This is a genomic window from Pseudomonas sp. 7SR1 (assembly GCF_900156465.1).
Taxonomy (GTDB): Bacteria; Pseudomonadota; Gammaproteobacteria; order Pseudomonadales; family Pseudomonadaceae; genus Aquipseudomonas.
The window spans coordinates 2,731,774-2,755,136 of record NZ_LT707064.1; the positions used below are offsets into that span (position 1 = coordinate 2,731,774).

24 protein-coding genes are annotated in these 23,363 nt (G+C 61.4%); 16 read left to right on the forward strand and 8 right to left on the reverse strand.

Annotated features, from left to right (window positions below):
- Positions 1–57: 57 nt before the first annotated feature.
- Positions 58–318, forward strand: a complete 261-nt coding sequence (locus BW992_RS26920; protein ID WP_143007964.1) for a hypothetical protein — start codon at positions 58–60, stop codon at positions 316–318.
- 77 nt (positions 319–395) lie between these two features.
- Here the strand turns inward: BW992_RS26920 and yaaA are convergent, their stop codons facing one another.
- Complete coding sequence (gene yaaA / locus BW992_RS12450) at positions 396–1,175, reverse strand: peroxide stress protein YaaA (RefSeq protein ID WP_072397079.1); 780 nt, start codon at positions 1,173–1,175, stop codon at positions 396–398.
- 171 nt (positions 1,176–1,346) lie between these two features.
- On the opposite strand from yaaA, the gene BW992_RS12455 reads away from it, so the two are divergent.
- From BW992_RS12455 to BW992_RS12480, 6 genes are all read left to right on the forward strand, one after another.
- Positions 1,347–2,471, forward strand: coding sequence for a polysaccharide deacetylase family protein (locus BW992_RS12455; RefSeq protein WP_072397213.1), 1,125 nt, complete (start codon positions 1,347–1,349; stop codon positions 2,469–2,471).
- Between the two features lie 335 nt (positions 2,472–2,806).
- Complete coding sequence (locus BW992_RS12460; protein WP_072397081.1) at positions 2,807–4,201, forward strand: PhoH family protein; 1,395 nt, start codon at positions 2,807–2,809, stop codon at positions 4,199–4,201.
- Positions 4,202–4,393: 192 nt separating this feature from the next.
- On the forward strand, positions 4,394–4,867 hold the full coding sequence (gene moaC, locus BW992_RS12465; RefSeq protein WP_072397083.1) for a cyclic pyranopterin monophosphate synthase MoaC: 474 nt from the start codon (positions 4,394–4,396) through the stop codon (positions 4,865–4,867).
- Entirely contained in the window at positions 4,864–5,106 is a 243-nt protein-coding gene (locus BW992_RS12470) for a MoaD/ThiS family protein (RefSeq protein WP_072397085.1), read from the forward strand. The genes moaC and BW992_RS12470 overlap by 4 nt, the downstream gene beginning before the upstream one ends.
- 3 nt (positions 5,107–5,109) lie before the next feature.
- Complete coding sequence (moaE, locus tag BW992_RS12475; protein WP_072397087.1) at positions 5,110–5,562, forward strand: molybdopterin synthase catalytic subunit MoaE; 453 nt, start codon at positions 5,110–5,112, stop codon at positions 5,560–5,562.
- 254 nt (positions 5,563–5,816) lie between these two features.
- Entirely contained in the window at positions 5,817–6,593 is a 777-nt protein-coding gene (locus BW992_RS12480; protein WP_072431575.1) for an ABC transporter substrate-binding protein, read from the forward strand.
- Between the two features lie 122 nt (positions 6,594–6,715).
- On the opposite strand, the gene BW992_RS12485 is transcribed toward BW992_RS12480, so the two are convergent.
- From BW992_RS12485 to BW992_RS12505, 5 genes are all read right to left on the reverse strand, one after another.
- On the reverse strand, positions 6,716–7,342 hold the full coding sequence (locus BW992_RS12485; protein WP_072397101.1) for a helix-turn-helix transcriptional regulator: 627 nt from the start codon (positions 7,340–7,342) through the stop codon (positions 6,716–6,718).
- 89 nt (positions 7,343–7,431) lie between these two features.
- Positions 7,432–8,559 carry an NAD(P)/FAD-dependent oxidoreductase gene (locus BW992_RS12490; RefSeq protein ID WP_072397103.1) on the reverse strand — a complete coding sequence of 376 codons (1,128 nt, stop codon included), beginning with the start codon at positions 8,557–8,559 and terminating at the stop codon, positions 7,432–7,434.
- A 147-nt stretch (positions 8,560–8,706) separates the two neighbouring features.
- Positions 8,707–9,654, reverse strand: coding sequence for an ornithine cyclodeaminase family protein (locus BW992_RS12495; protein WP_072397105.1), 948 nt, complete (start codon positions 9,652–9,654; stop codon positions 8,707–8,709).
- Between the two features lie 142 nt (positions 9,655–9,796).
- Positions 9,797–11,260 carry an ATP-dependent RNA helicase RhlB gene (gene rhlB / locus BW992_RS12500; protein WP_072397134.1) on the reverse strand — a complete coding sequence of 488 codons (1,464 nt, stop codon included), beginning with the start codon at positions 11,258–11,260 and terminating at the stop codon, positions 9,797–9,799.
- A 99-nt stretch (positions 11,261–11,359) separates the two neighbouring features.
- Positions 11,360–12,016 (reverse strand): alpha/beta hydrolase, encoded by a 657-nt coding sequence (locus BW992_RS12505; RefSeq protein WP_072397136.1) that lies wholly within the window; start codon positions 12,014–12,016, stop codon positions 11,360–11,362.
- A gap of 472 nt (positions 12,017–12,488) precedes the next feature.
- Here BW992_RS12505 and BW992_RS12510 point away from each other — a divergent pair, with 472 nt between their 5' ends.
- From BW992_RS12510 to BW992_RS12545, 8 genes are all read left to right on the forward strand, one after another.
- Positions 12,489–13,520 carry an amino acid ABC transporter substrate-binding protein gene (locus tag BW992_RS12510; RefSeq protein ID WP_072397138.1) on the forward strand — a complete coding sequence of 344 codons (1,032 nt, stop codon included), beginning with the start codon at positions 12,489–12,491 and terminating at the stop codon, positions 13,518–13,520.
- Positions 13,521–13,585: 65 nt separating this feature from the next.
- Entirely contained in the window at positions 13,586–14,767 is a 1,182-nt protein-coding gene (locus tag BW992_RS12515; RefSeq protein WP_076406317.1) for an amino acid ABC transporter permease, read from the forward strand.
- 10 nt (positions 14,768–14,777) lie between these two features.
- Entirely contained in the window at positions 14,778–15,875 is a 1,098-nt protein-coding gene (locus tag BW992_RS12520; protein ID WP_072397142.1) for an amino acid ABC transporter permease, read from the forward strand.
- A 10-nt stretch (positions 15,876–15,885) separates the two neighbouring features.
- Positions 15,886–16,650, forward strand: a complete 765-nt coding sequence (locus tag BW992_RS12525; RefSeq protein WP_072397144.1) for an amino acid ABC transporter ATP-binding protein — start codon at positions 15,886–15,888, stop codon at positions 16,648–16,650.
- Between the two features lie 391 nt (positions 16,651–17,041).
- Positions 17,042–18,346, forward strand: a complete 1,305-nt coding sequence (locus BW992_RS12530; RefSeq protein WP_072397146.1) for a CynX/NimT family MFS transporter — start codon at positions 17,042–17,044, stop codon at positions 18,344–18,346.
- An 87-nt stretch (positions 18,347–18,433) separates the two neighbouring features.
- On the forward strand, positions 18,434–18,904 hold the full coding sequence (locus BW992_RS12535) for a nuclear transport factor 2 family protein (RefSeq protein WP_072397148.1): 471 nt from the start codon (positions 18,434–18,436) through the stop codon (positions 18,902–18,904).
- Between the two features lie 39 nt (positions 18,905–18,943).
- Entirely contained in the window at positions 18,944–19,267 is a 324-nt protein-coding gene (locus BW992_RS12540; protein WP_072397150.1) for a GIY-YIG nuclease family protein, read from the forward strand.
- Positions 19,268–19,346: 79 nt separating this feature from the next.
- Positions 19,347–20,282 carry a glutathione S-transferase family protein gene (locus BW992_RS12545; protein WP_076406319.1) on the forward strand — a complete coding sequence of 312 codons (936 nt, stop codon included), beginning with the start codon at positions 19,347–19,349 and terminating at the stop codon, positions 20,280–20,282.
- An 84-nt stretch (positions 20,283–20,366) separates the two neighbouring features.
- Here BW992_RS12545 and yejK read toward each other — a convergent pair whose 3' ends face one another.
- Positions 20,367–21,371, reverse strand: coding sequence for a nucleoid-associated protein YejK (gene yejK, locus BW992_RS12550; RefSeq protein WP_072397154.1), 1,005 nt, complete (start codon positions 21,369–21,371; stop codon positions 20,367–20,369).
- A gap of 395 nt (positions 21,372–21,766) precedes the next feature.
- Between yejK and BW992_RS12555 the strand changes: the two genes are divergently transcribed.
- Positions 21,767–22,048 carry an HU family DNA-binding protein gene (locus BW992_RS12555; protein ID WP_072397156.1) on the forward strand — a complete coding sequence of 94 codons (282 nt, stop codon included), beginning with the start codon at positions 21,767–21,769 and terminating at the stop codon, positions 22,046–22,048.
- A gap of 130 nt (positions 22,049–22,178) precedes the next feature.
- Here the strand turns inward: BW992_RS12555 and rlmF are convergent, their stop codons facing one another.
- A complete protein-coding gene (rlmF, locus tag BW992_RS12560) occupies positions 22,179–23,204 on the reverse strand; it encodes a 23S rRNA (adenine(1618)-N(6))-methyltransferase RlmF (RefSeq protein ID WP_072397215.1) in 1,026 nt (341 codons plus the stop codon).
- Positions 23,205–23,363: the final 159 nt, after the last annotated feature.

Here is a 23,363-nt window from a genome sequence, read left to right on the forward strand (position 1 = left end):
GCCGACGTCCTGCGTAAGTTATCTCGTACACGAGTGCCGAGAATCGTTACGGGTGGTATGAGCCGTGCATTTGGACATAGTTCCGATCCGCTCATCGCGATTTCAGAAATTTTTCGAAATATCTGCCTAGATGGCACTGCTCTCACAGTGATGGCACTTGCGGTTTTGGCCTTTAGTTACGGGGAGTTAAAAGGCTTAGATAGTTTTGTGCCACTATCGTTGAAAATTTTCCGTGCCACTACGGAAAAAACTGACATCTGTCGAGTGAAAGAAAAGTTAGCGCGGGAGTTGTCTTTTATATTGACGCCAAGAAAGTGACGAAGTGGGCGGGGGAGTGAGATGACATGCAGGCGGTTGATCGAGGCCCCCGATTAGGGGGCTCGAAGGGGAACGCGTCATTGCGGTGCGTGATCGCGCAGGAAGACCAGTTTTTGCGATGAAGACTGTTGCGCACTGAAGCGATAACCCTGCACATCGAACTGCTTGAGCAAGTGCGGGTCGTTGATGCGTTCCTGAATGACGAAGCGGCTCATCAGGCCTCGGGCTTTCTTGGCGTAGAAGCTGATGATCTTGTACTGGCCGTTCTTCAGGTCCTTGAACTCGGTATCGATGACGCGCGCTTTCAAGGCGCTGCGCTTGACCGCCGAAAAGTATTCGTTGGACGCCAGGTTCAACAACACATCGTCGCCCTGGTCGGCCAACGCTTCGTTCAGCCATTCGCTGATGCGGGTACCCCAGAAGGCATACAGGTCCTTGCCTCGGGCATTGGCCAGTTTGGTGCCCATTTCCAGACGATAGGGCTGCATCAGGTCCAGCGGCCGCAACAGGCCATACAGGCCGGACAGCATGCGCAGGTGTCGTTGGGCGTGATCGAAATCGGCTTCGCTGAAGCTCTGCGCGTCGAGGCCGGTGTACACGTCGCCCTTGAAGGCCAGCAGCGCCTGCCTGGCATTGTCCGGGGTGAATGCCGGTGTCCAGCTGCCGAACCGCGCGGCATTCAGGCCGCCGATCTTGTCGGAGACATGCATCAGTTCGCTGATCTGGGCCGGCGAGAGTTCGCGCAATTGCTCGATCAGCTCCTGGGAGTGGTCCAGGTATTGCGGCTGGGTAAAGCGAGCGGTGGCCGGCGGTGTTTCATAATCGAGGGTCTTGGCGGGGGAAATCACCATCAGCATGCAATCGTCTCCTTCAAAGTTGCCGCGATTCTAGGGGGTTGTCCGGGTGGACTCCAGCTATCGAGGCAATAGGTGATCGGTGGTGGGGGATAGCGGTAGGGATTCATGCGCATGGCCTCGCCACAGGATCGGCTATGATGCCGCGCGGGTTTCGTTATGGAGACATCCCTTTTGCGCATTGCTCTTCTTTTGTCGGCCTGGCTGTTGAGCCTCGGTGCCATGGCCGCGCCCAACGATATCGCCACCCTGGATCGCAGCACCTGGCCGGAGCAACTCACCAGTGCGACGTTGTTCGATGTGGCTTCCCGGGCCGAGATCCTGATGTTCGCCAGGGTCCTGCTCGACACCGATGCGATGGACGAAATCGCCCTCAAGCAGTACCTGGGCCTGCGCTCGATCAACATGGTGGCGATCGATAACCTCCGGGCACGGCTGTGGCAGCGCTTGTTGAGCAGCTACAACTTCGCCCAGCGCAGCTGTGACCAGGATGCTTCCTTCTGTTATCTGGTGGAAGACATGGCTTCCCTGCGCCAGGAGGCGGGTCGCTTCCATCTCGACGACAATTCCTTCTACATCAAGTGGGCCGGACCGAGCCGGATCTTCCATACCCAATACAGGGACGAGCTGTTGCGCAAGGCCGCGCTGTTTCCCCAGTCCAGCAGCGAGGTCGAGCGTTTCGGCGATTACGAGCGCAATGGCGAGGGCATGCACGACCGGCTGTTCCTGCTGACCTTCGACAGCGGTGCCAACGTTGTTCCGGACAACACGCCCTGGCTGACCGATTACCTGCGCAAATCGAACATGAACGGCACGTTCTTCGTGTTGGGCAAGGACATCCAGGCGCGCCTGGCGGATCGTTCGGTCAACGACCTGCAATCACTGTATTCGGGGCAATGCGTGGGGGTGCAGGGCTGGGAGTTCCGCTCCCACAGCTATTGGAAAGACTGGCAGGACTCGGTGCGGCGCAGTGTCGAGCTGGTCAAGGGCAGGCTGCCGGAGAACTACGTGCCGCTGTTCCGTCCCCCCCAGGGACAACGTCGTGGCGATGCCCAGGCCTTCTTCCGCAACCAGGGCCTGCAGGTGGCGCTCTGGGACATCGATCCCATGGACAGCAGCAACCGGCTCAAGCCCGAGCAAAGCGCCCAGCGCGCATTGACCCTGATGCTGCTCTGGCGCCATGGGGTGATCAACTTCAATGCCAAGCAGGATGCGGTGAAGACGGCGTTGCCCTGGCTCATGACGCAAACGGCGCAAAGCGGGATCGGCTGGGAAGATTGTCAGGAGGCGTTCCGCTGAACCCGCAAGGGCCCGGAAACATTGGGGAAAAGGAAAATCTTCGGGCGCATTCGTGGCGACCGGACTTCCGACTTTAACGGGGTAGCGACGGTACGCCAAGGGCTTTTCGTCACTCTGAAAAATAAACTTCAAAAAAGCGTCAAAGTGCTTTTTCCTGTCATGGTTTTTGGAGTATCAAGAAGTCAGACCGCCGAAACCTGCAACACAGGTGGCGTCTTCCAAGACCCAGTTTGTGTGCAGTTCACCTGAGCCCTCGCGGGTGAATTCGGTGGCTACCTCGAGGCGCAGCACCGTCATGGTATTGCGTCGAATGGCCCCCACAAAGGTGACCGAGTATGGATGACCACGGACGTAGCCCTTCCTCCAACAAGCCAATCCTTTATGTACTCGATACCAACGTATTGATCCACGATCCAAACGCACTTCTGAACTTCGAAGAACACCACGTTGCCATTCCGATGACCGTGCTCGAAGAGCTGGACAAGCTCAAGAGCGGCCATCACAGCGTGGCGGCCGAGTGCCGGCAGGCGATTCGCCTGATCGACAAGACCCTGGGGGATGCTTCTCCCGAGGATGTCGAGCTGGGTGTGCCGATCCAGCGTGGCAAAAGCGGCCCCAAGGGCCTGCTCTCGATCCTGATGAGCAAGCGCACCGAACCCAACCTCGTACTGCCCGAGCACCTGAACGACAACATCATCATCAACCAGTTGATCGACCTGCACGCCCGCAATACGGACCAGGCCGTGGTGCTGGTGACCAAAGACATCAACATGCGCCTCAAGGCCCGCGCCTGCGGGATCGCGGCAGAGGACTACAGCACTGACCAGCTGGTGGACGACGTCTCCCTGTTGCCCAACGGCTATCACACCATGGCCGGCTCCTTCTGGGACCGCGTGAGCAAGGTCGATACCCGCCAGGACCACGGCCGTACCTGGCACCAGGTGCAATTAATCGACAACCTGCCGGCGGTGCACATCAACGAGTTCATCATCGATGAGCAGGGGTTCGTCGGCTGGATCAAGGAAATCGAGGACGACAAGCTGCTGATTCTGGACCTGCACCAGGAGCCTTTGCTGCATCAGGAAGCGTGGGGGCTCAAGCCGCGTGACATCTACCAGAGCCTGGCCCTGTTCGCCTTGCTCGACCCCGATATCCACCTGGTCAACCTGTCCGGTGCCGCCGGCTCCGGCAAGACCATCCTGGCCCTGGCCGCCGCCATCGAGCAGACCATGGTCAGCAAGCGCTACCGGCGCATCATCGCCACCCGCAGCGTGCAAGGCCTGGACCAGGAAATCGGCTTCCTGCCCGGCACCGAGGCGGAAAAAATGGAGCCCTGGCTGGGGGCTATCACCGACAACCTCGAAGCCTTGCACATGGATGACGAAAGCACCCATGGCAGCGTCGACTACATCCTCAGCAAAGTGCCGCTGCAGTTCAAATCCCTCAACTACATTCGAGGCCGCAGCTTCCAGCAGAGCCTGATCCTGATCGATGAATGCCAGAACCTCACCCCGCACCAGATGAAGACCATCATCACCCGTGCCGGCGCCGGTTCGAAAGTGGTGTGCCTGGGGAACCTGGCACAGATCGATACCCCTTACCTGTCCGCGACCAGCTCCGGGCTGACCTACCTGACCGAACGCTTCAAGGACTTCCCCAACGGGGTCCACATCACCCTGCAGGGCGTACCGCGCTCGATCCTGGCCGAATACGCCGAATCGCACCTGTAACCCAACCGGGCGGCCTTCAAGCCGCCCGGTTTTTTATGGTTTTACAAAAAAACTGTGGGAGCGAGCTTGCGCGCTCCCACAAGGGGGGTCGCAGTGACTTCCGAATCCAAGACGCAAGTGGGTGCGACAATCAACCCTGCCGGAATCTGACTCACGGGTTTACAATCGAGGCTCCTGATCAGGAGTAACCCTGTGCTGACTCATCTCGATTCCCAAGGTCGCGCCAATATGGTCGACGTGACCGACAAGGCCGTGACATTCCGTGAGGCCACGGCCGAAGCCTTTGTGCGCATGTTGCCCGACACACTGCAGATGATCGTCAGTGGCGGCCACCCCAAGGGCGATGTGTTCGCCGTCGCGCGCATTGCCGCCATCCAGGCGGCCAAGAAGACCAGCGATCTGATCCCGCTCTGCCATCCGTTGATGCTCACCAGCGTGAAAGTCGAACTCAGCGCCGAAGGCCAGGAGCGGGTACGCATCGTTGCCCGATGCAAGCTGTCCGGGCAGACCGGGGTGGAAATGGAGGCCCTCACCGCCGCCAGCGTCGCCGCGCTGACTATCTACGACATGTGCAAGGCCGTGGACCGGGGCATGACCATCGAAGGTGTGCGGGTGCTGGAGAAACTCGGCGGCAAGAGCGGCCACTTCCAGGCGGATGCGCCATGAAGATTACCGTGAGGTTCTTTGCGCGTTATCGCGAGGCGTTGGGCGTGGACTCGGAGCGGGTCGAGGGTGAGTTCGGCACGCTGGACGATGTTCGCGTTTTCCTGGCGGCGCGCCAGGGGTTCGAGGTGTTGAGCGAGCAAAACCTGATGTGCGCTCGCAACGAAGAACTGTGCCAGCTCGACGAGCCGCTGGCGGACGGCGATGAAGTTGCATTCTTTCCCACCGTGACCGGGGGCTGAGCCATGGCGATTCGTGTGCAGGTCGATCCGTTCGACCCGGGTACCGAAGTCAACGCGATGCACGCCGCCAATGTCGGTGTGGGGGCGGTGGTGAGTTTCGTCGGCTACGTGCGTGATTTCAATGACGGCCTCGATGTGTCCGGGATGTTCCTTGAGCATTACCCGGGGATGACCGAAAAAGCCCTGGGCAAGATCGCCACCGAAGCCGAGCAGCGCTGGCCGTTGTTGAAGCTCGAAGTGTTGCACCGCATCGGTGCCCTGGAGCCGGGCGAGCCGATTGTCTTCGTCGCGGCCGCCAGCGCCCATCGCCAGGCAGCATTCGACGCTTGCGCCTTTGTCATGGACTACCTCAAGACCCGCGCTCCGTTCTGGAAAAAGGAAAACACCATCGATGGTCCGCGCTGGGTCGAAGGGCGGGACAGTGATCATGCGGCGGCGGATCGCTGGAAGCGGTAAGTCCCCCCTGTAGTTTTTCCGCAGGCCATGAGTCCGTCATCGCGAGCAAGCTCGCTCCCACAGGGGATCCTTGATGCATAAAGATCCCGTGTTGGGGCGAGCTTGCTCGCGATGAGGCCATCAGCCACCCATCCCATTGCCCTGCCTGCCGATTGACGATGTGTACATTAAAGTCCAGTATGGATTTATAAGTATACGTAAGTCATCGCCTCACCTTTCTCTGCCAAACCAACAACAACCCGCGAGAGAACACCATGAAAAAACTCCCCCTCATCACCGGCCTGGCCTTGGGCCTGTTGGCCTCCAGCAGCCTGCTCGCCGCCGAGAAAACCTTGAGGATCGGTATCGAGGCAGCCTATCCACCGTTTGCATCCAAGACCTCGGAAGGAAAAATCGAAGGTTTCGACTACGACATCGGCAATGCCTTGTGCGCCCAGATGCAGGTCAAGTGCGAGTGGGTCGAGGGGGAGTTCGATGGGCTGATTCCATCGCTGAAGGTGAAGAAGATCGACATGGCCCTTTCTTCCATGACGATTACTGAGGAACGCAAGAAATCGGTGGATTTCACCCACAAGTATTACTTCACCTCATCGCGACTGGTCATGAAGGAAGGCGCGGTGGTCGATGACCAGTACGCCAGCCTCAAGGGCAAGTCCGTGGGCGTGCAACGAGCCACCACCACGGATCGCTACGCCACTGAAGTGCTTGAGCCCAAGGGCGTGACGGTCAAGCGCTACAGCAACAACGAAGAAATCTACATGGACCTGGCGTCAGGTCGTCTGGATGCGATTTTCGCCGACACCATCCCGCTGGAAGACTTCCTGTCGATGCCCCGTGGCAAGGGCTACGCGTTTGTCGGTCCTGAACTCAAGGACCCGAAATACGTCGGTGAAGGCGCCGGCATCGCGGTGCGCAAAGGTAATACCCAACTGGTGGCGGACTTGAACAAGGCCATCGATGGGATTCGGGCCAGCGGGAAATACCAGGAGATCCAGGCCAGGTATTTCAAGTCGGATATCTACGGCGACTGATTGATCGCTATCGCGAGCTGGCTCGCTCCCACAGGGGATTTGGGTCGTACCCGATCAGTACGATGAGATCGAATGTGGGAGCGAGCCTGCCCGCGAAGGCGCCAGGCCAAGCTATACGAATCCTACCCCTTCAACTCCTTCAAATGCTTGTACACCGTCGCCCGCCCCATGTTCAGCACATTGGCCACATAGTTGGAGGCGCTCTTGCCCTTGAAAGCGCCCTCGGCGTGCAGGGCCAGCACCAACTCGCGTTTGTGATCGCGGGTAAGCAGGTTCAGGCTCAGCTGGCGTTCACGCATCCAGGCATGCAGGAAGGTGTTGATACGCTCCTGCCAGTCATCGCGAAACAGTGAATCCGGCTGCGGGATCAGCTTGCCCGGCGACAGGAACAGGTCCAGCGCGGCCTTGGCATTTTCCAGCAGTGAAATATTCAGGTTGATGCACAACACCGCCAAGGGCTGGCCGTTCGCATCGCGCAGCACGCTGCTGAGGCTGCGAATCTTCTGGCCGTCCCAGTTGAGCTTTTCGTAAGGCCCGATGTTACGTTCGCTGACCCCTTCGCTGAGCATGTCTTCCAGGGACGAGTCATCGCCAATCACGCGCTTGGACAGGTTATTGGCGATGTAATCGACTTTCTGTGTGCGCAGGTCGTGCAGCACCACTTCGGCGTGGGGGTAGAACAGCGTGGCGATGGCATCGGCGATGATGTGGAAGTTATCCAGCGCCGGATCGGTTTGCGGGGCGTTCATGACAAGGGCTCCAGGCAGCGTCAGCGCCCCGTGAAGCGGGGGCGCTGGGAGTTTGCCGCAATCGTGGCGATGCGTCACTCGCAGGACGATCAACCCAGGCGCGAGGGCGACAGCATTTCGCTGCTCAGGCCGAAGCGAACCAGGGCCTCGGGCAGCGGTTCGCCGCGAACCAGCGCCGCACTGGCCTGGCCCATGGCCGGGGAAGTCTGGATGCCATAGCCGCCCTGTGCCGCGACCCAGAACAGGCCTGGCACCTGTGGATCGAAGCCGCAGAGCAGATCCCCATCGCGCACGAAACTGCGCAGCCCGGCCCAGGTCCGGGTCGGGCGGCGAATGGTCAGGGTCGTGGCTTGTTCGATCTGGTAGATGCCCATGGCGATGTCCAGTTCTTCGGGCTGGACGTCATGAGGCTCCACCGGATCGGCATTGGCTGGGGAGCCGAGGAACATGCCGGCGTCGGGCTTCATGTAGAAGGACTCGTCGAGGCTCACCAGCATGGGCCAGTCATGGATGTCCACGCCGTCGGGGCCGGCGAAGATGAAAGCCGCGCGCCGCTTGGGCTGCAGGCCCAGCGCCCGGGCGCCGGCCAGTTGTGCCACCTGGTCGGCCCAGGCCCCGGCGGCGTTGATCAGGACCTGTGCGGTAAAGGTCTGGCCGGTGGTCTTGACCTGCCACAGGCCCTGGGCATCGCGGCTCACTTGCAGCACTTCGCTGTCGGTGTGCACTTCACCGCCGCCGCGGCGGATCCCTCGCAGGTAGCCCTGGTGCAAGGCATCGGTGTCGATGTCGGCGGCCGTGGGATCGTAGATGGCGCCATGCACGTTTTCTCGCCGCAGTATCGGCAGCCGCACACAGGCCTCTTCGGCGCTGAGCAGTTGCATCTGCGGCACCGTGGCCTTGGCGCTGAGGTATTGATTGTTCAGCTCGGCGGGATCGCCGGTGAAGTCCACGGTCATTTCACCGCGCGGGCTGAGTAGGGGGTGTTCGCAGAAACCGGGCGGCGGTGCGTCGAAGAAATCACGGCTGGCCTGGGTCAGCGCACGTACCTGGGGTGTGCCGTAGGCGGCGGTGTACAGGGCCGCCGAGCGTCCGGTGGAATGGTAGGCCGGGTGGGATTCGCGTTCGAGCACGATGACCCGCCCGTGGGGAGCCAGCCAGTAACCGGTGGAAGCTCCGGCAATGCCGCCGCCGATGATGATGAAGTCTGCTGAGGTCATGAAGCTCTCCAGTGGAGCACGGTGCTGGGAGTTTAGAAATAACCGTGGGGGCGAGCTTGCTCGCGATGCGGCCTGACAGTCGACATTACTGGTGACTGAACCACCGCTATCGCGCGCAAGCTCGTTCCCCCAAGGGAATGTGGTATGTCAGTTGTGAAGTCGGTAAAGCGCATTCGCCAATGCAATATCTTCCAGGCCCAGGCCGATGGAACGGAAGAACACATGGCGTTGATAGTCCGGGCGGGCGACCTGTCCACTGAGCAACCCGGGCAAGTCGCCAACGATGCTCGACGTCTGCCAACCGTGCTGTTCGCCAGCGATCAGCATTTCACCGGCCGAGCCCGGGGTGGTCTGACGATAGTCGCAGAACACGTCCATGTCGTTGAGGCTCTGCGGCGGCACTTCGTGGGCGCGCGGGGCGTTGGTGCTGATGGAGGTGATCAATGCCGGTTTGCCCAAGGTCTGCGGGTCGAACACAGCTTTGGCGGACGAAGTGCAGAGCATCACCACGTCGGCGTCGAGCAGCGCCGTTTCAAGGCTGTCGGCAATTTCCAGGCGAGGGTCCAGCCCGGTGATCGAGGCCACGGCCTGCGCTGTCTTGTGCTTCAGGCCCGGCGAGTAGAGGCGGATGCCTTGCCAGTCCCGCAGCCCCTTGACGTACTGCACGTGGGCTCGGGCCACCGCGCCGCTGCCGATGACCGCGAGGCGCCGGGACTGGAGCGGGGCGAGGGCATCGACAGCGACGGCCGTGGTAGCGGCGGTGCGGGCGGTCGTCAGCTCGGCGGCATCACATAGCAACAGCGGCTGGCCGGTCCGCATCGACATCAACAAGGTCCAGGCGGTCACCAACGGGCCCTGTTCGCGCACGATATAGGGCGAGGTCTTGATCCCGTAGACCTGGTCTTCAGCCAGGACGCCCAGGTAGTTGATGAAATCCCCGGCGCCCTGGGGGAACTCCACGAGTTGCTGGGCCGGTTGCACGGCTTGCCCGGCGGCGAGATCGCGGAACAGCTTGCGCAGGATGTGCGGCACGTCGATGCGCTGGAGCAGTTCGACGGCTTCGGCCTGGGTCATCACATAGGGCGTGCTGGGCATCGGGGCTCCGGGATCTTAAACTATTTTGTCCATTATGGACTTTTAGTTTATCCAGGCAATATCCCCGAGACAAAAAAAAGCGCAGCCTCGATGGCTGCGCTGTTTCGTTACCGTACTGCGTTCCTGCGTTCGGTTCAGGCCGTTACGGACGCTTGCGCTCAACCGGGCGCAGCAGGTGGGTCGGTGGCATCTCGCAACTGATCTTGCGACCCAGCAGCGCCTCGATGGACGGCAACTGATAGGAGTCGTCCTCACCGGCGAAGCTGATGGACACGCCTTCGGCACCCGCGCGCCCGGTACGGCCGATCCGGTGCACGTAGTCGTCCGGCACTTCCGGCAGGGTGAAGTTGATCACGTGGCTGATGCCGTCGATGTGGATGCCGCGCCCGGCCACGTCGGTGGCCACCAGCACACGGATCTTGCCTTCGCGGAAACCTTCCAGCGTCTTGATGCGCTTGTGCTGGGGCACGTCGCCCGAGAGCTGGGCGGCGTTGACGCCATCGCGCACCAGGCGCTCCTCGATGCGCCGCACTTCGTCCTTGCGGTTGGCGAACACCATCACCCGCTCCCAACCGTTGTCGTTGATCAGGTTGTAGAGCAGCTTGTATTTGTCGGCGCCGGCCACGGCATAGATATGCTGTTCGACGTTTTCGCTGGCGACGTTCTCGGCTTCGATCTCGACGATGGCCGGGTCGGTGGTCCATTGCTTGGCCAGGTTCATCACGTCGTCGGTGAAGGTGGCGGAGAACAGCAGGGTCTGGCGTTCGCTTTTCGGCGGGGTCTGGCGAATGATCTGGCGAACCTGGGGAATGAAGCCCATGTCGAGCATGCGGTCGGCTTCGTCCAGCACCATCACTTCGACCATGTCCAGGTGCACGTCGCCACGCTGGTTGAAATCCAGCAGCCGGCCTGGCGTCGCGACCAGGATGTCGCAGTGGCGGGCTTCGAGGTGCTTGAGCTGTTTGTCGAAGTCCATGCCGCCGACGAATGTCATGACATTCAGGCCGGTGTACTTGGTCAGGTCCGCGGCGTCCTTGGCGATCTGTACCACCAACTCACGGGTCGGCGCGATGATCAGCGCCCGTGGTTCGCCCATATAGCGTTCTTTGGGCGGCGGGGTCTGGAGCAGCTGGGTGATGATGGAAATCAGGAACGCGGCGGTCTTGCCGGTACCGGTCTGGGCGCGGCCGATGGCGTCCTTGCCGGCGAGGGTGTAACCCAGCACCTGGGCCTGGATCGGCGTGCAGTACGGAAAACCCAGGTCCTGGATGGCGTGCATCAGCTCCGGGGCGAGCTTGAAGTCATGGAAGCGGGTCTTGCCTTCCTGGGGTTCGACGACGAAGTCCTCGAGTTTCCAGGCGACGGCCGGCGGCTTGGGTGCGCGTTCCCGGCGTGGCTTCGGGGATTCGCTGCGTGGCTTGTGCGGCGCTTGCGGGGGGACAGGCTGGGCCGCGGGCTCCTTCGCCTCTGCAACAGGCGCGGGGCGGCGCGATTGCTGCGGCGCTTCGGTACGGCTCGGGCCGTGTACGGGAGCGCTGGCGCCAGGCGCGAGTTGCTCGGCCTCGCTTTTACCGAACATCTTCTTGAGTGCTTTGAGCACGGTCATCTCATCGATTGGTTAAGGAATGTACGCCGGCCAGTGTAATGCAAGAAACGGGCGCGGCGTAGTGGGATTGTCACGGGGGCTGATGTGGCGATCTGCCTCTTAACGCAACCGCTCGGCGAGCCAGGTGCCGATGTCGCGAATCTCCTCGGGTAACACTTCGTGGCCCATTGGGTATTCCTGCCATGTCACGGTGACACCATGGTGCTTCAGATACTCCTTGGCGGTCCGCCCCATGGGATTGAGCACCACTTCGTCATATTGGCCGTGCAGTGCCAGGACCGGGATGCGTTGCTGGCTGGCCGACAGTTGCAGGTCGTCGCTGAACGTCGGTGCGTAGGTCGAGAGCGCGATCACGCCACCCAGCGGCCCCTGCCATTTCACGAAGGCGGTGTGATACACGACCGCGCCGCCCTGGGAAAAACCCGCCAGGAAAATCCGCGAGGCGTCTATTCCGCCGGCTCGCTGGCTAGCCATCAGGTCGAGGACTCGCTGCGCCGAGGCTTCCAGCTGCTGCTCGTCGATGGCACGTGCCGGGCTCAGGGCGCGGATGTCGTACCAGCTGGGCATCGCATAGCCGCCGTTGATCGTTACTGGCTGGGTCGGCGCCTGGGGCAGAACGAAACGTGTCGTGTGCAGGCTTTGCTGCAGCATCTCGGCGACCGGCATGAAATCATAACGATCGGCGCCCAGGCCGTGGAGCCAGATAACGCACGCGTCGGCGGTGCGGCTGGGCTCGAGAATCAGGGGGTCGGTCATGGTGTGCTCCAAATCTGTGCGGGTGCGCCCAATCAGTGCGTGATTACGGTGCGCGCCTGGTTCCTCAGTTAATTAGATGTCGCAAACTTGCAACTTTTTGTCTTGACGTGTCTCGCAAGGGCCAAGCGTAGCGGTCTGGTACGGGCTTTGCTATGGGGTTGCTGAGTGATGATTCTTACGCTGCGCGGTAACACTATCAGCTCGACGCGACGCTTGGGATATCAGAAATCCGGTGATGGATGTTCGCCAATAGCCGCTACGGGCTTCGCGAACGTGAAGGGCTACAGCCCGTTCGGCCGATTGGTGAGAAGTGAGTATGGCCCACCGACTGTGGACGTTCTCATTAATAGACTCATAGCGAAGGTCCAGACGTCGGTTGACCCTAAAAAAAGCCAACGAGGGTCGGCAATGCCCCAAAAGGGTGCGATAGGACTCGAGCTCCGACACAACAAGAGCAAAACTGGAGGTTTGAATGAAATTACTGAAATCCACCCTGGCAGTCGTGACTGCAGCCGCAGTGCTCGGTGTCAGCGGGTTCGCTCAGGCGGGTGCAACCCTGGATGCCGTGCAGAAGAAAGGCTTTGTACAATGCGGCGTGAGCGACGGCCTTCCGGGTTTCTCGGTGCCTGATTCCACCGGCAAGATCGTCGGCATTGACGCTGACTTCTGCCGTGCCGTAGCCGCCGCGGTATTCGGCGACGCCACCAAGGTCAAGTTCAGCCAGTTGAACGCCAAGGAGCGTTTCACCGCTCTGCAATCCGGCGAAATCGACGTACTGTCGCGCAACTCCACCATGACCAGCTCCCGTGACGCGGGCATGGGCCTGAAATTCCCGGGCTTCATTACCTATTACGACGGCATCGGCTTCCTGGCCAACAACAAGCTGGGCGTCAAGAGCGCCAAGGAACTGGACGGCGCGACCATCTGCATCCAGGCCGGTACCACCACCGAGCTGAACGTGTCCGACTACTTCCGCGCCAATGGCCTGAAGTACACCCCGATCACCTTCGACACCTCCGATGAAAGCGCCAAGTCGCTGGAATCCGGTCGTTGCGACGTGCTGACCTCCGACAAGTCCCAACTGTTCGCCCAGCGCAGCAAGCTGGCCGCGCCGAAGGACTACGTGGTCCTGCCGGAAACCATTTCCAAGGAACCACTGGGCCCGGTCGTGCGTAACGGCGACGACGAGTGGCTGGCCATCGTACGTTGGACTGGCTACGCCCTGCTCAACGCGGAAGAGGCCGGCGTCACCTCGAAAAACGTCGAGGCTGAAGCCAAGTCCACCAAGAACCCTGACGTCGCTCGGATGCTGGGCGCCGACGGTGAATACGGCAAGGATCTGAAACTGCCGAAAGACTGGGTGGTGCAAATCGTCAAGCAGGTCGGTAACTACGGCGAAATGTTCGAGCGCAACCTGGGCAAGAGCACTCCGCTGGAAATCGACCGCGGCCTGAACGCTCTGTGGAACGCTGGCGGCATCCAATACGCACCACCAGTGCGCTGATGGTTCTATCACCCGGTGGGCCAACCACCGGGTGATGTTCTGTTCCATTCTTTGCGGGGCACTTCATGCAAAATTCAATCGGCGCACCTAAGCAGAGGCTCAGCCTCAGCGATCCACGAGTGCGTGCGTGGGTATTTCAGATCGTCACGATCGTGGCGGTCGTTTCTCTGGGCTGGTATCTGTTCGATAACACGCAGACCAACCTCGAGCACCGGGGTATCACCTCCGGTTTCAGCTTTCTGGAGCGCAGTGCCGGGTTCGGCATCGCCCAACACCTGATCGATTACACCGAGGCGGACAGCTATGCCCGCGTCTTTGTCATCGGGTTGCTCAACACTTTGCTGGTGACGTTCATCGGCGTGATCCTGGCGACCATCCTGGGCTTCATCGTCGGCGTGGCGCGGCTGTCGCCCAACTGGATCATTGCCAAGCTGGCGACGGTCTACGTGGAGGTTTTCCGTAACATCCCGCCGCTGCTGCAGATCCTGTTCTGGTATTTCGCGGTGTTCCTGAGCATGCCGGGACCGCGCGCCGCCCATAACTTCGGCGATACCTTCTTCGTCAGCAGCCGGGGCCTGAACATGCCGGCCGCGCTGGTGGCCGAAGGGTTCTGGCCGTTCGTGATCAGCATCGTGCTGGCCATCGTCGCCATTGTGCTGATGTCTCGCTGGGCCACCAAGCGTTTCGAAGCCACTGGCGAGCCGTTTCACAAGTTCTGGGTCGGCCTGGCATTGTTCCTGGTGATCCCGGCTTTGAGCGCGCTGCTGTTCGGTGCGCCGGTGCACTGGGAAATGCCGGAACTCAAGGGCTTCAACTTCGTGGGCGGCTGGGTGCTGATCCCCGAACTGCTGGCCTTGACCCTGGCCTTGACCGTGTACACCGCGGCGTTCATCGCCGAGATCGTGCGTTCGGGCATCAAGTCGGTGAGCCACGGCCAGACCGAAGCCGCCCGCTCCCTGGGGCTGCGCAACGGTCCGACCCTGCGCAAGGTCATCATCCCGCAGGCGCTGCGCGTGATCATTCCGCCGCTGACCAGCCAATACCTGAACCTGGCGAAGAACTCTTCCCTGGCGGCCGGTATCGGTTATCCGGAAATGGTTTCGCTGTTTGCCGGTACGGTGTTGAACCAGACCGGCCAGGCCATCGAGGTGATCGCGATCACCATGAGCGTGTACCTGGCGATCAGTATCAGCATTTCCCTGCTGATGAACTGGTACAACAAGCGCATTGCGCTGATCGAGCGGTGAGGAAACGCGCATGACGACTCATACTTTCAAACCTGACATGCCGCCGCCGGCCAGCAGTATCGGCGTGGTGGCGTGGATGCGCGCCAACATGTTCTCCAGCTGGCTCAATACGCTGTTGACGCTGTTCGCGTTCTACCTGATCTACCTGATCGTGCCGCCCCTGGTGCAATGGGCGATCCTGGATGCCAACTGGGTCGGCACCACTCGCGCCGACTGCACCAAGGAAGGCGCCTGCTGGGTCTTCATCCAGCAGCGCTTCGGGCAGTTCATGTACGGCTACTACCCGGCGGACCTGCGCTGGCGCGTGGACCTCACCGTATGGCTGGCCGTGATCGGCGTGGCCCCGCTGTTCATCTCGCGCTTCCCGCGCAAGGCGATCTACGGCCTGAGCTTTTTGGTGCTGTACCCGATCACCGCCTGGTGCCTGCTGCACGGCGGCGTGTTCGGCCTGGACACCGTGGCGACCAGCCAATGGGGCGGCCTGATGCTGACCCTGGTGATCGCCACCGTCGGTATCGTCGGCGCCTTGCCGCTGGGGATCGTCCTGGCGCTGGGTCGTCGCTCGAACCTGCCGGCGATCCGCGTGGTCTGCGTGACGTTCATCGAGTTCTGGCGTGGCGTACCGTTGATCACGGTGCTGTTCATGTCCTCGGTGATGCTGCCCTTGTTCCTGCCCGAAGGCATGAACTTCGACAAGCTGTTGCGGGCCCTGATCGGGGTGATCCTGTTCCAGTCGGCCTACATCGCCGAAGTGGTGCGTGGCGGCCTGCAAGCGATTCCTAAGGGACAGTACGAAGCGGCCGCGGCAATGGGCCTGGGCTACTGGCGCAGCATGGGCCTGGTGATCTTGCCGCAAGCCCTCAAGCTGGTGATTCCCGGCATCGTCAACACCTTCATCGCGCTGTTCAAGGACACGAGCCTGGTGATCATCATCGGCCTGTTCGACCTGCTCAACAGCGTGAAACAAGCTGCCGCCGACCCGAAATGGCTGGGCATGGCCACCGAAGGCTATGTGTTCGCCGCCCTGGTGTTCTGGATTTTCTGTTTTGGTATGTCGCGCTATTCCATGCATTTGGAACGCAAGCTCGACACAGGCCACAAGCGTTAGGAGTTAAGTGATGAGCGAAGCGATCAAACAGCCTGTGGGCCCTGAAGGCATTATTCAGATGCAGGGTGTAAACAAGTGGTACGGCCAGTTCCACGTGTTGAAAGACATCAACCTGAACGTCAAGCAGGGCGAGCGTATCGTCCTGTGCGGCCCATCGGGCTCGGGCAAGTCCACCACCATCCGCTGCCTCAACCGTCTGGAAGAGCACCAGCAGGGCCGCATCGTGGTCGACGGGGTGGAGCTGACCAACGACCTGAAGCAGATCGAAGCGATCCGCCGCGAAGTCGGCATGGTGTTCCAGCACTTCAACCTGTTCCCGCACCTGACCATCCTGCAGAACTGCACCCTGGCACCGATGTGGGTGCGCAAGATGCCCAAGCGCAAGGCCGAGGAAATCGCCATGCATTACCTGGAACGCGTGCGTATTCCAGAGCAGGCGCACAAGTACCCGGGCCAGCTTTCCGGTGGACAGCAGCAGCGTGTGGCCATCGCCCGTGCCTTGTGCATGAAGCCGAAAATCATGCTGTTCGACGAACCTACTTCGGCACTCGATCCCGAGATGGTGAAAGAGGTCCTGGACACCATGATCGGCTTGGCTGAAGACGGCATGACCATGCTCTGCGTGACCCACGAAATGGGCTTTGCCCGCACCGTGGCCAACCGCGTGATCTTCATGGACAAGGGCGAGATCGTCGAGCAGGCCGCGCCGAACGACTTCTTCGACAACCCGCAGAACGACCGCACCAAGCTGTTCCTGAGCCAGATCCTGCACTGATCCGGCCTTAGGCTTCGAAATAGACCCGGACTTGTCCGGGTCTGTTTTTTTCTGCGGCTGCAGCCCAGTGCCGCAGCGGGTCGGCAGGACCGCCTTGGGATCCGGCCGCTTGTCCTCCTCGACGAAGCTGACTAACATGTCAGGAAATTCGCCCCGCGACAGATGGACTGCCAGCGCAGTGGCCGTTGTTTTTTTCAACTGATCGGGCCAGTACGCCGCCGATGACCTGACCTTCGCGCTGCAACCTCAGTGCCGTTTTCCTCCTCTACATGTATCCGTGCTGCGCGCTGAAGTTCCTCGGCCGTCGAACAACAGGATCCGCAACAGGCCAGGGCTGTTGCCATCCATTGCTCAATGAATCTTGAACCAGAATCCTGAACCAGAGCTTTCCATGTCCCGTGATCCGTTTGACCGTACCCCCTCGACGACACCCAGGCGCGCCGCCGAACTCGAAGAATTGCTGATCGACGCCGAGGCCGACGACGAACAGGCCCGGCAGGTCCAGCCACGGGTGCGTCGGCCCTGGTTGCTGTTGCTCGGATTGATCCTGGTGGCGCTGAACCTGCGTCCGGCATTGTCGAGCATGGCGCCGCTGCTCAGCGACGTGTCCAGGAGCCTTGGCCTGTCGGCCGCCCAGGCAGGTCTGCTGACCACGCTGCCGGTACTTTGCCTTGGCCTGTTCGCGCCGCTGGCGCCGGTGCTGGCCCGGCGCTTCGGTGCCGAACGCGTGGTGCTGGGGATCCTGCTGGTCCTGGCCGGCGGGATCGTCTTGCGCAGTTCGCTGGGGCAGGTCGGGCTCTTTGCCGGCAGCATCCTGGCCGGTGCCAGCATTGGCGTGATCGGCGTGTTGTTGCCGGGGATCGTCAAGCGCGATTTTGCCAGGCAGGCCGGGGCCATGACCGGTGTCTACACCATGGCGTTGTGCCTGGGCGCGGCAATGGCTGCCGGGGCGACCGTGCCGCTGAGCGAGCAGTTGAACCACAGTTGGGCCATGGGGCTGGGTTTCTGGATGCTGCCGGCGCTGCTGGCCGCGCTGTTCTGGCTGCCCCAAGTGGGCCAGAAACACGGAGCCCATCAAGTGGCGTATCGGGTTCGCGGTTTGCTGCGTGATCCGCTGGCCTGGCAGGTGACCTTGTACATGGGGCTGCAATCGTCCCTGGCCTATATCGTGTTCGGCTGGCTGCCGTCGATCCTTATCGGCCGTGGCCTGACGCCGACCCAGGCCGGGCTGGTGCTGTCCGGTTCGGTCATCGTCCAGCTGATCAGCTCGCTGGCCGCGCCCTGGCTGGCGACCCGCGGCAAGGACCAGCGGCTGGCCATCGTGCTCGTCATGGTCATGACCCTTGGCGGCCTGTTCGGTTGCCTCTACGCGCCTATCGAAGGCCTGTGGGGCTGGGCGATCCTGCTGGGGTTGGGGCAGGGCGCGACGTTCAGCCTGGCGCTGACCTTGATCGTGCTGCGTTCGCGGGACGCCCATGTGGCTGCGAATCTTTCCGGCATGGCCCAGGGTTTCGGCTATACGCTGGCATCGCTGGGGCCGTTCGCCGTGGGCGTGGTGCACGACTGGACGGGGGGCTGGCAAGCCCTGGGCTGGATTTTCGGCCTGATCGGCCTGGGGGCCATCATCGCCGGCATCGGCGCAGGCCGAGCGTTGTATGTCGGGGTCAGCAGCGAGAAAGTCACCGGCCTTCGCTGAAGCCATTTTCATGGCGAATGACGATAGTGTTCCGCACGACGACGGATTATTGTGCCGGCTCTACTGAAACGTTTTCGGAGCCTGTCCATGAGTGATGCCCACAACGCCCTGATCACCCGGTTCTACCAGGCCTTCCAGCGCCTGGACGCCGAGGCCATGAGCGCCTGCTATACCGAAGACGTGGTATTCAGCGACCCGGCCTTCGGTGAGTTGCGCGGGCGTGATGCGGGCGATATGTGGCGCATGCTCACCACCCGCGCCAAGGATTTCTCCCTGACCTTCGACAGCGTGCGCAGCGATGAGCGTTCCGGCGGTGCCCATTGGGTGGCGACTTACCTGTTCAGCCAGACCGGCAACACCGTGGTCAATGATATCCAGGCGCGCTTCGTATTCCGTGACGGCAAGATCTGCGAGCACCATGACAACTTCGATCTGTGGCGATGGTCCCGGCAGGCGCTGGGCACCAAGGGGGTGTTGCTGGGCTGGACGCCGCTGGTGCGCAACGCCGTCAGGGCCCAGGCCCTCAAGGGGCTGCGGGCATTCCAGGGCAGTCGCTGATAAGATCGCGGCTTGTTTCCTTCGTCCGTTGAACATGCCGTGACCAACGCCAACCTATCTGCCGATCCGCCTGTGCACGCCGCGAGCGAACCGCCCAAGCCCTGGTTCGTCTACTTGGTGCGGGCCGCCAACGGCTCGCTGTACTGCGGCATCAGCGATGACCCGGTGCGGCGTTTCGCCAAGCATCAAAGCGGCAAGGGCGCACGCTTCTTCCTTTCCAGCCCGGCGGTGGCGCTGGTGTACACCGAAGCTTGCCGCGACAAGGGCGAAGCCCTGCGCCAGGAACGGCTGATCAAGAAGCTGCGCAAAAGCGCCAAGGAATGCCTGGTGGCGAGTGCAGCGCGGTCTCATCAGCCAGACTGATAGGCCCTCATCAGCAGGGTAGGCCTGCCGTCCATGGCACGCTAAGCTGCGCAGCTTCCTCCCTGCAGTGGCGAATCTCATGTCAGAGCTGATTCTTCATCATTACCCGACATCTCCCTTTGCGGAAAAGGCCCGTCTGTTGCTGGGTTTCAAGGGGCTGTCCTGGCGTTCGGTAGGCATCCCACCGATGATGCCAAAACCCGACCTTACGGCCCTGACCGGCGGCTACCGCAAGACACCGGTGCTGCAGATCGGTGCGGATATCTACTGCGATACGGCGTTGATGGCACGTCGGCTGGAGCAGGAAAAGGCCTCTCCGGCGCTGTTTCCCGAAGGCAAGGAAATGATCGCCGCGTCCTTTGCGGCGTGGGCCGATTCGGTGGTGTTCCAGCACGCGGTAAGCCTGGTGTTCCAGCCGGAATCGGTGGCGGTGCGTTTCGCCAGGCTACCGCCCGAGGCGATCAAGGCTTTCATCGCCGACCGCGCCGGGCTGTTCAGTGGCGGCACGGCCACGCGCCTGGCGGCCGAGCAGGCCAAGCATCAATGGCCGACGATCATGGCTCGGCTCGAACAGCAGTTGCAGCGAGAAGAGGGGGATTTCCTGCTGGGAGAGCCATCCATCGCCGACTTCGCCATGGCTCATCCGCTGTGGTTCCTCAAGGGAACGCCGGTGACTTCGCCGTTGGTGGATGCTTACCCGGCGGTCTCGGCCTGGCTAGGGCGGGTGCTGGGGTTCGGCCATGGTGCGTCGAGCGAGATGAGTGCCCAGGAGGCGCTGGACATCGCCCGCGACTCGACACCGGCGGCGTTGCCGGACGAGGCGTTCGATGAGCCGAACGGCTTCAAGCTGGGCCAGCGAGTCACGATTGCGGCCACCGACTACGGCGTCGATCCGGTGGTTGGGGAGTTGCTGTTCGCTGGCAGCGAGGAGCTGATACTGCGCCGCGAGGATGAACGTCGCGCAGTGGTACATGTGCACTTTCCGCGGTTCGGGTTCCGCATCGGCGCGCAATGAGCCGACCTCATGGCGAACAGGTTCGCTCCCGCGCGGGTCGATGGCATGGGCCGGTCCCTTGAACCGCGTGGGAGCGCTTGGACTTCAGGTGCGGCGTTTCAACTGATCGGTCAGCGACGTGGGCAACCCCTTGATGATCAGTGTGCCGGCTTCTTCGTCATACTCGATCTTGGAGCCCAGCAGGTGCGCTTCGAAGCTGATGGACAAGCCTTCGGCCCGGCCGGTGAAGCGTCGGAACTGGTTGAGGGTACGTTTATCCGCCGGGATTTCCGGTGACAGGCCGTAGTCCTTGTTGCGGATATGATCGTAGAAGGCTTTCGGGCGATCCTCGTCGATCAGCTCGGACAGCTCTTCCAGGCCCATGGGTTCGCCGAGCTTGGCCTGGCTGCTGGCGTAATCCACCAGGGTCTTGGTCTTTTCCCGGGCATCGTCTTCAGGCAGGTCTTCACTTTCGACGAAGTCGCTGAAGGCCTTGAGCAGGGTGCGGGTCTCGCCGGGGCCGTCGACGCCCTCCTGGCAGCCGATGAAGTCGCGGAAGTACTCCGAGACCTTCTTGCCGTTCTTGCCCTTGATGAAGGAAATGTACTGCCGGGATTGCTTGTTGTTCTGCCACTCCGACACGTTGATCCGCGCCGCCAGGTGCAATTGGCCCAGGTCCAGGTGACGGGATGGCGTGACGTCCAGTTCATCGGTGACCGCAACGCCTTCGCTGTGGTGCAGCAGGGCGATTGCCAGGTAGTCGGTCATGCCCTGTTGGTAATGGGCGAACAAGACGTGGCCGCCCACCGACAGGTTGGACTCCTCCATCAGCTTCTGCAGGTGCTCCACCGCCACGCGACTGAACGCGGTGAAATCCTTGCCGCCGTCCAGGTACTCCTTCAGCCAGCCGCTGAAAGGATGGGCGCCGGATTCGGCATGGAAGAACCCCCAGGCCTTGCCTTGCTTGGCGTTGTAGCTCTCGTTGAGGTCGGCAAGCATGTTCTCGATGGCCGTGGACTCTGCCAGCTCGGAGTCTCGGGCGTGGAGCACTGCGGGGGTGCCGTCGGGTTTTTTGTCGATCAGGTGGACAATGCAATGACGGATCGGCATGGGCTTCTCGGCTGTTGAAAAGAGGGGAGGGCGTGCTCCCCGAAAAAGCCGCAGTGTACCGCAACCATTGGTTTTGGCGTGCTGTGAAGGTCCTTTCAGACCCATCCGACACGCCATATGCATTTTTTTACCGATTTAGCTCAATAAAGCTGACCAAATGGGTAGCTAAAGGCGGATATTTCAGAGGCGTTGTGCTAGTTTTGCCCGGTCTTACGCGAAGGCACTGCGTTAAGCGTGCATTCAGCATTTGTCAGGTCGAACCAAACCCGGATTTCGGCATCTATTACCCCGACCCGTCGTGGTAATGATCGAGGGCGCCTGATCCGAGAAATCGGGCTCGATGGCTGACATTGCACTCTGCAATCCATATGAATTTGATAGGGAAGGAACACTACATGGCTCTTACTAAAGACCAACTGATCGCTGACGTTGCTGAAGCTATCGACGCGCCGAAAACCACCGCGCGTAATGCTCTGGACCAGTTGGCCCAAATCGTTGCCGACCAACTGGAAAACGGCAGCGAAATCACCTTGCCAGGTATCGGCAAGCTGAAAGTCACCGAGCGTCCTGCCCGTACTGGCCGCAACCCTTCGACTGGCGCCGCCATCGAAATCGCTGCCAAGAAAGTCGTCAAGTTCGTTCCAGCCAAAGTGCTGACCGACGGCATCAACAAGTAAGATCGAGCTTGAAAAAAAACCGTGCCGCGGAGCGATCCGGGCACGGTTTTTTGTTGCCTTGGATAAAGTGGCCTGTGGCGGGGGATGCATCTGCGCTGGGGCGCGCAACGCTCCCGGAGACTGGGCCGATTCAGCCCTTGCGGGCCCAGTGCGCCTGGCGCCAGGCTTGTTGCTGGGCTTCGGTGTGGAAGGTCCAGGCCACGAAGCGGCTCTGTTTCTGCCCCTGGGACATCTCCACCACCTGGCTGTGGACCGCGCCGGCCTTGTTCAGCGCGGACTGAATCGCCGGCAGGTTCGAGGCCTTCGACACCAGGGTACTGAACCACAAAACCTGCGAGGCCACTTGCACGCTTTCGCCGATCAGTTGCGTCACGAAGCGCGCCTCCCCCCCTTCGCACCACAGTTCCGCGGCCTGGCCGCCGAAATTCAGCACCGGCAGCTTGCGTTTCGGATCGGCCTTGCCCAAGGCGCGCCATTTGCGCTGGCTGCCCCGGGTGGCTTCTTCCAGGGACGCATGGAAGGGCGGGTTGCACATGGTCAGGTCGAACCGCTCGGCATCGTCCAGCAGCCCCAGGAGGATCTGTTTGGGATTGGCTTGCTGGCGCAACTGGATCGCCTTGTTCAAGCCATTGGACTGGATGATGGCCTTGGCCGAGGCGAGGGCGGTCGGGTCGATGTCCGAGCCCAGGAAATGCCAGCGATAATCGCTATGGCCGATCAGCGGATACACGCAGTTGGCGCCGGTGCCGATGTCCAGCACTTTCACTGCCGCACCCCGTGGAATCTCACCGTCGTTGTGGCTGGCCAGCAGATCGGCCAGGAAGTGCACATAGTCCGCGCGACCTGGTACCGGAGGGCACAGGTAGTCCGCCGGAATGTCCCAGTGGGCGATACCATAGAAGGCCTTGAGCAGCGCCCGGTTGAAGACTCGCACGGCCTCTGGGCTGGCGAAATCGATGCTTTCCTTGCCATACGGGTTGATGATCACGAACCTGGCCAGTTCCGGCGTGCTCTTGATCAGCGCCGGGAAGTCGTAGCGGCCCTGGTGGCGATTGCGCGGGTGCAGGCTGGCCTTCTCCCGTGGCGCCACGGGCTTGGCCTGCGGGGCAGTCTTGGGCTTTGGACGGGCGGGTTTGGATGTGCGAGGGGCGGTCATGGGCGGGTCGGTTCGGGGATGGCTCATAAAGTGACGGGCATTGTCCCACATCCAGCCTGATCTTGATGACGGTACCGTTCAAATGCGGACGTGAGCTTGTTCGCGATGGCGGCGCACCATCCAGCATTGATGCAGGCTGATCCACCGCTATCGCGATCA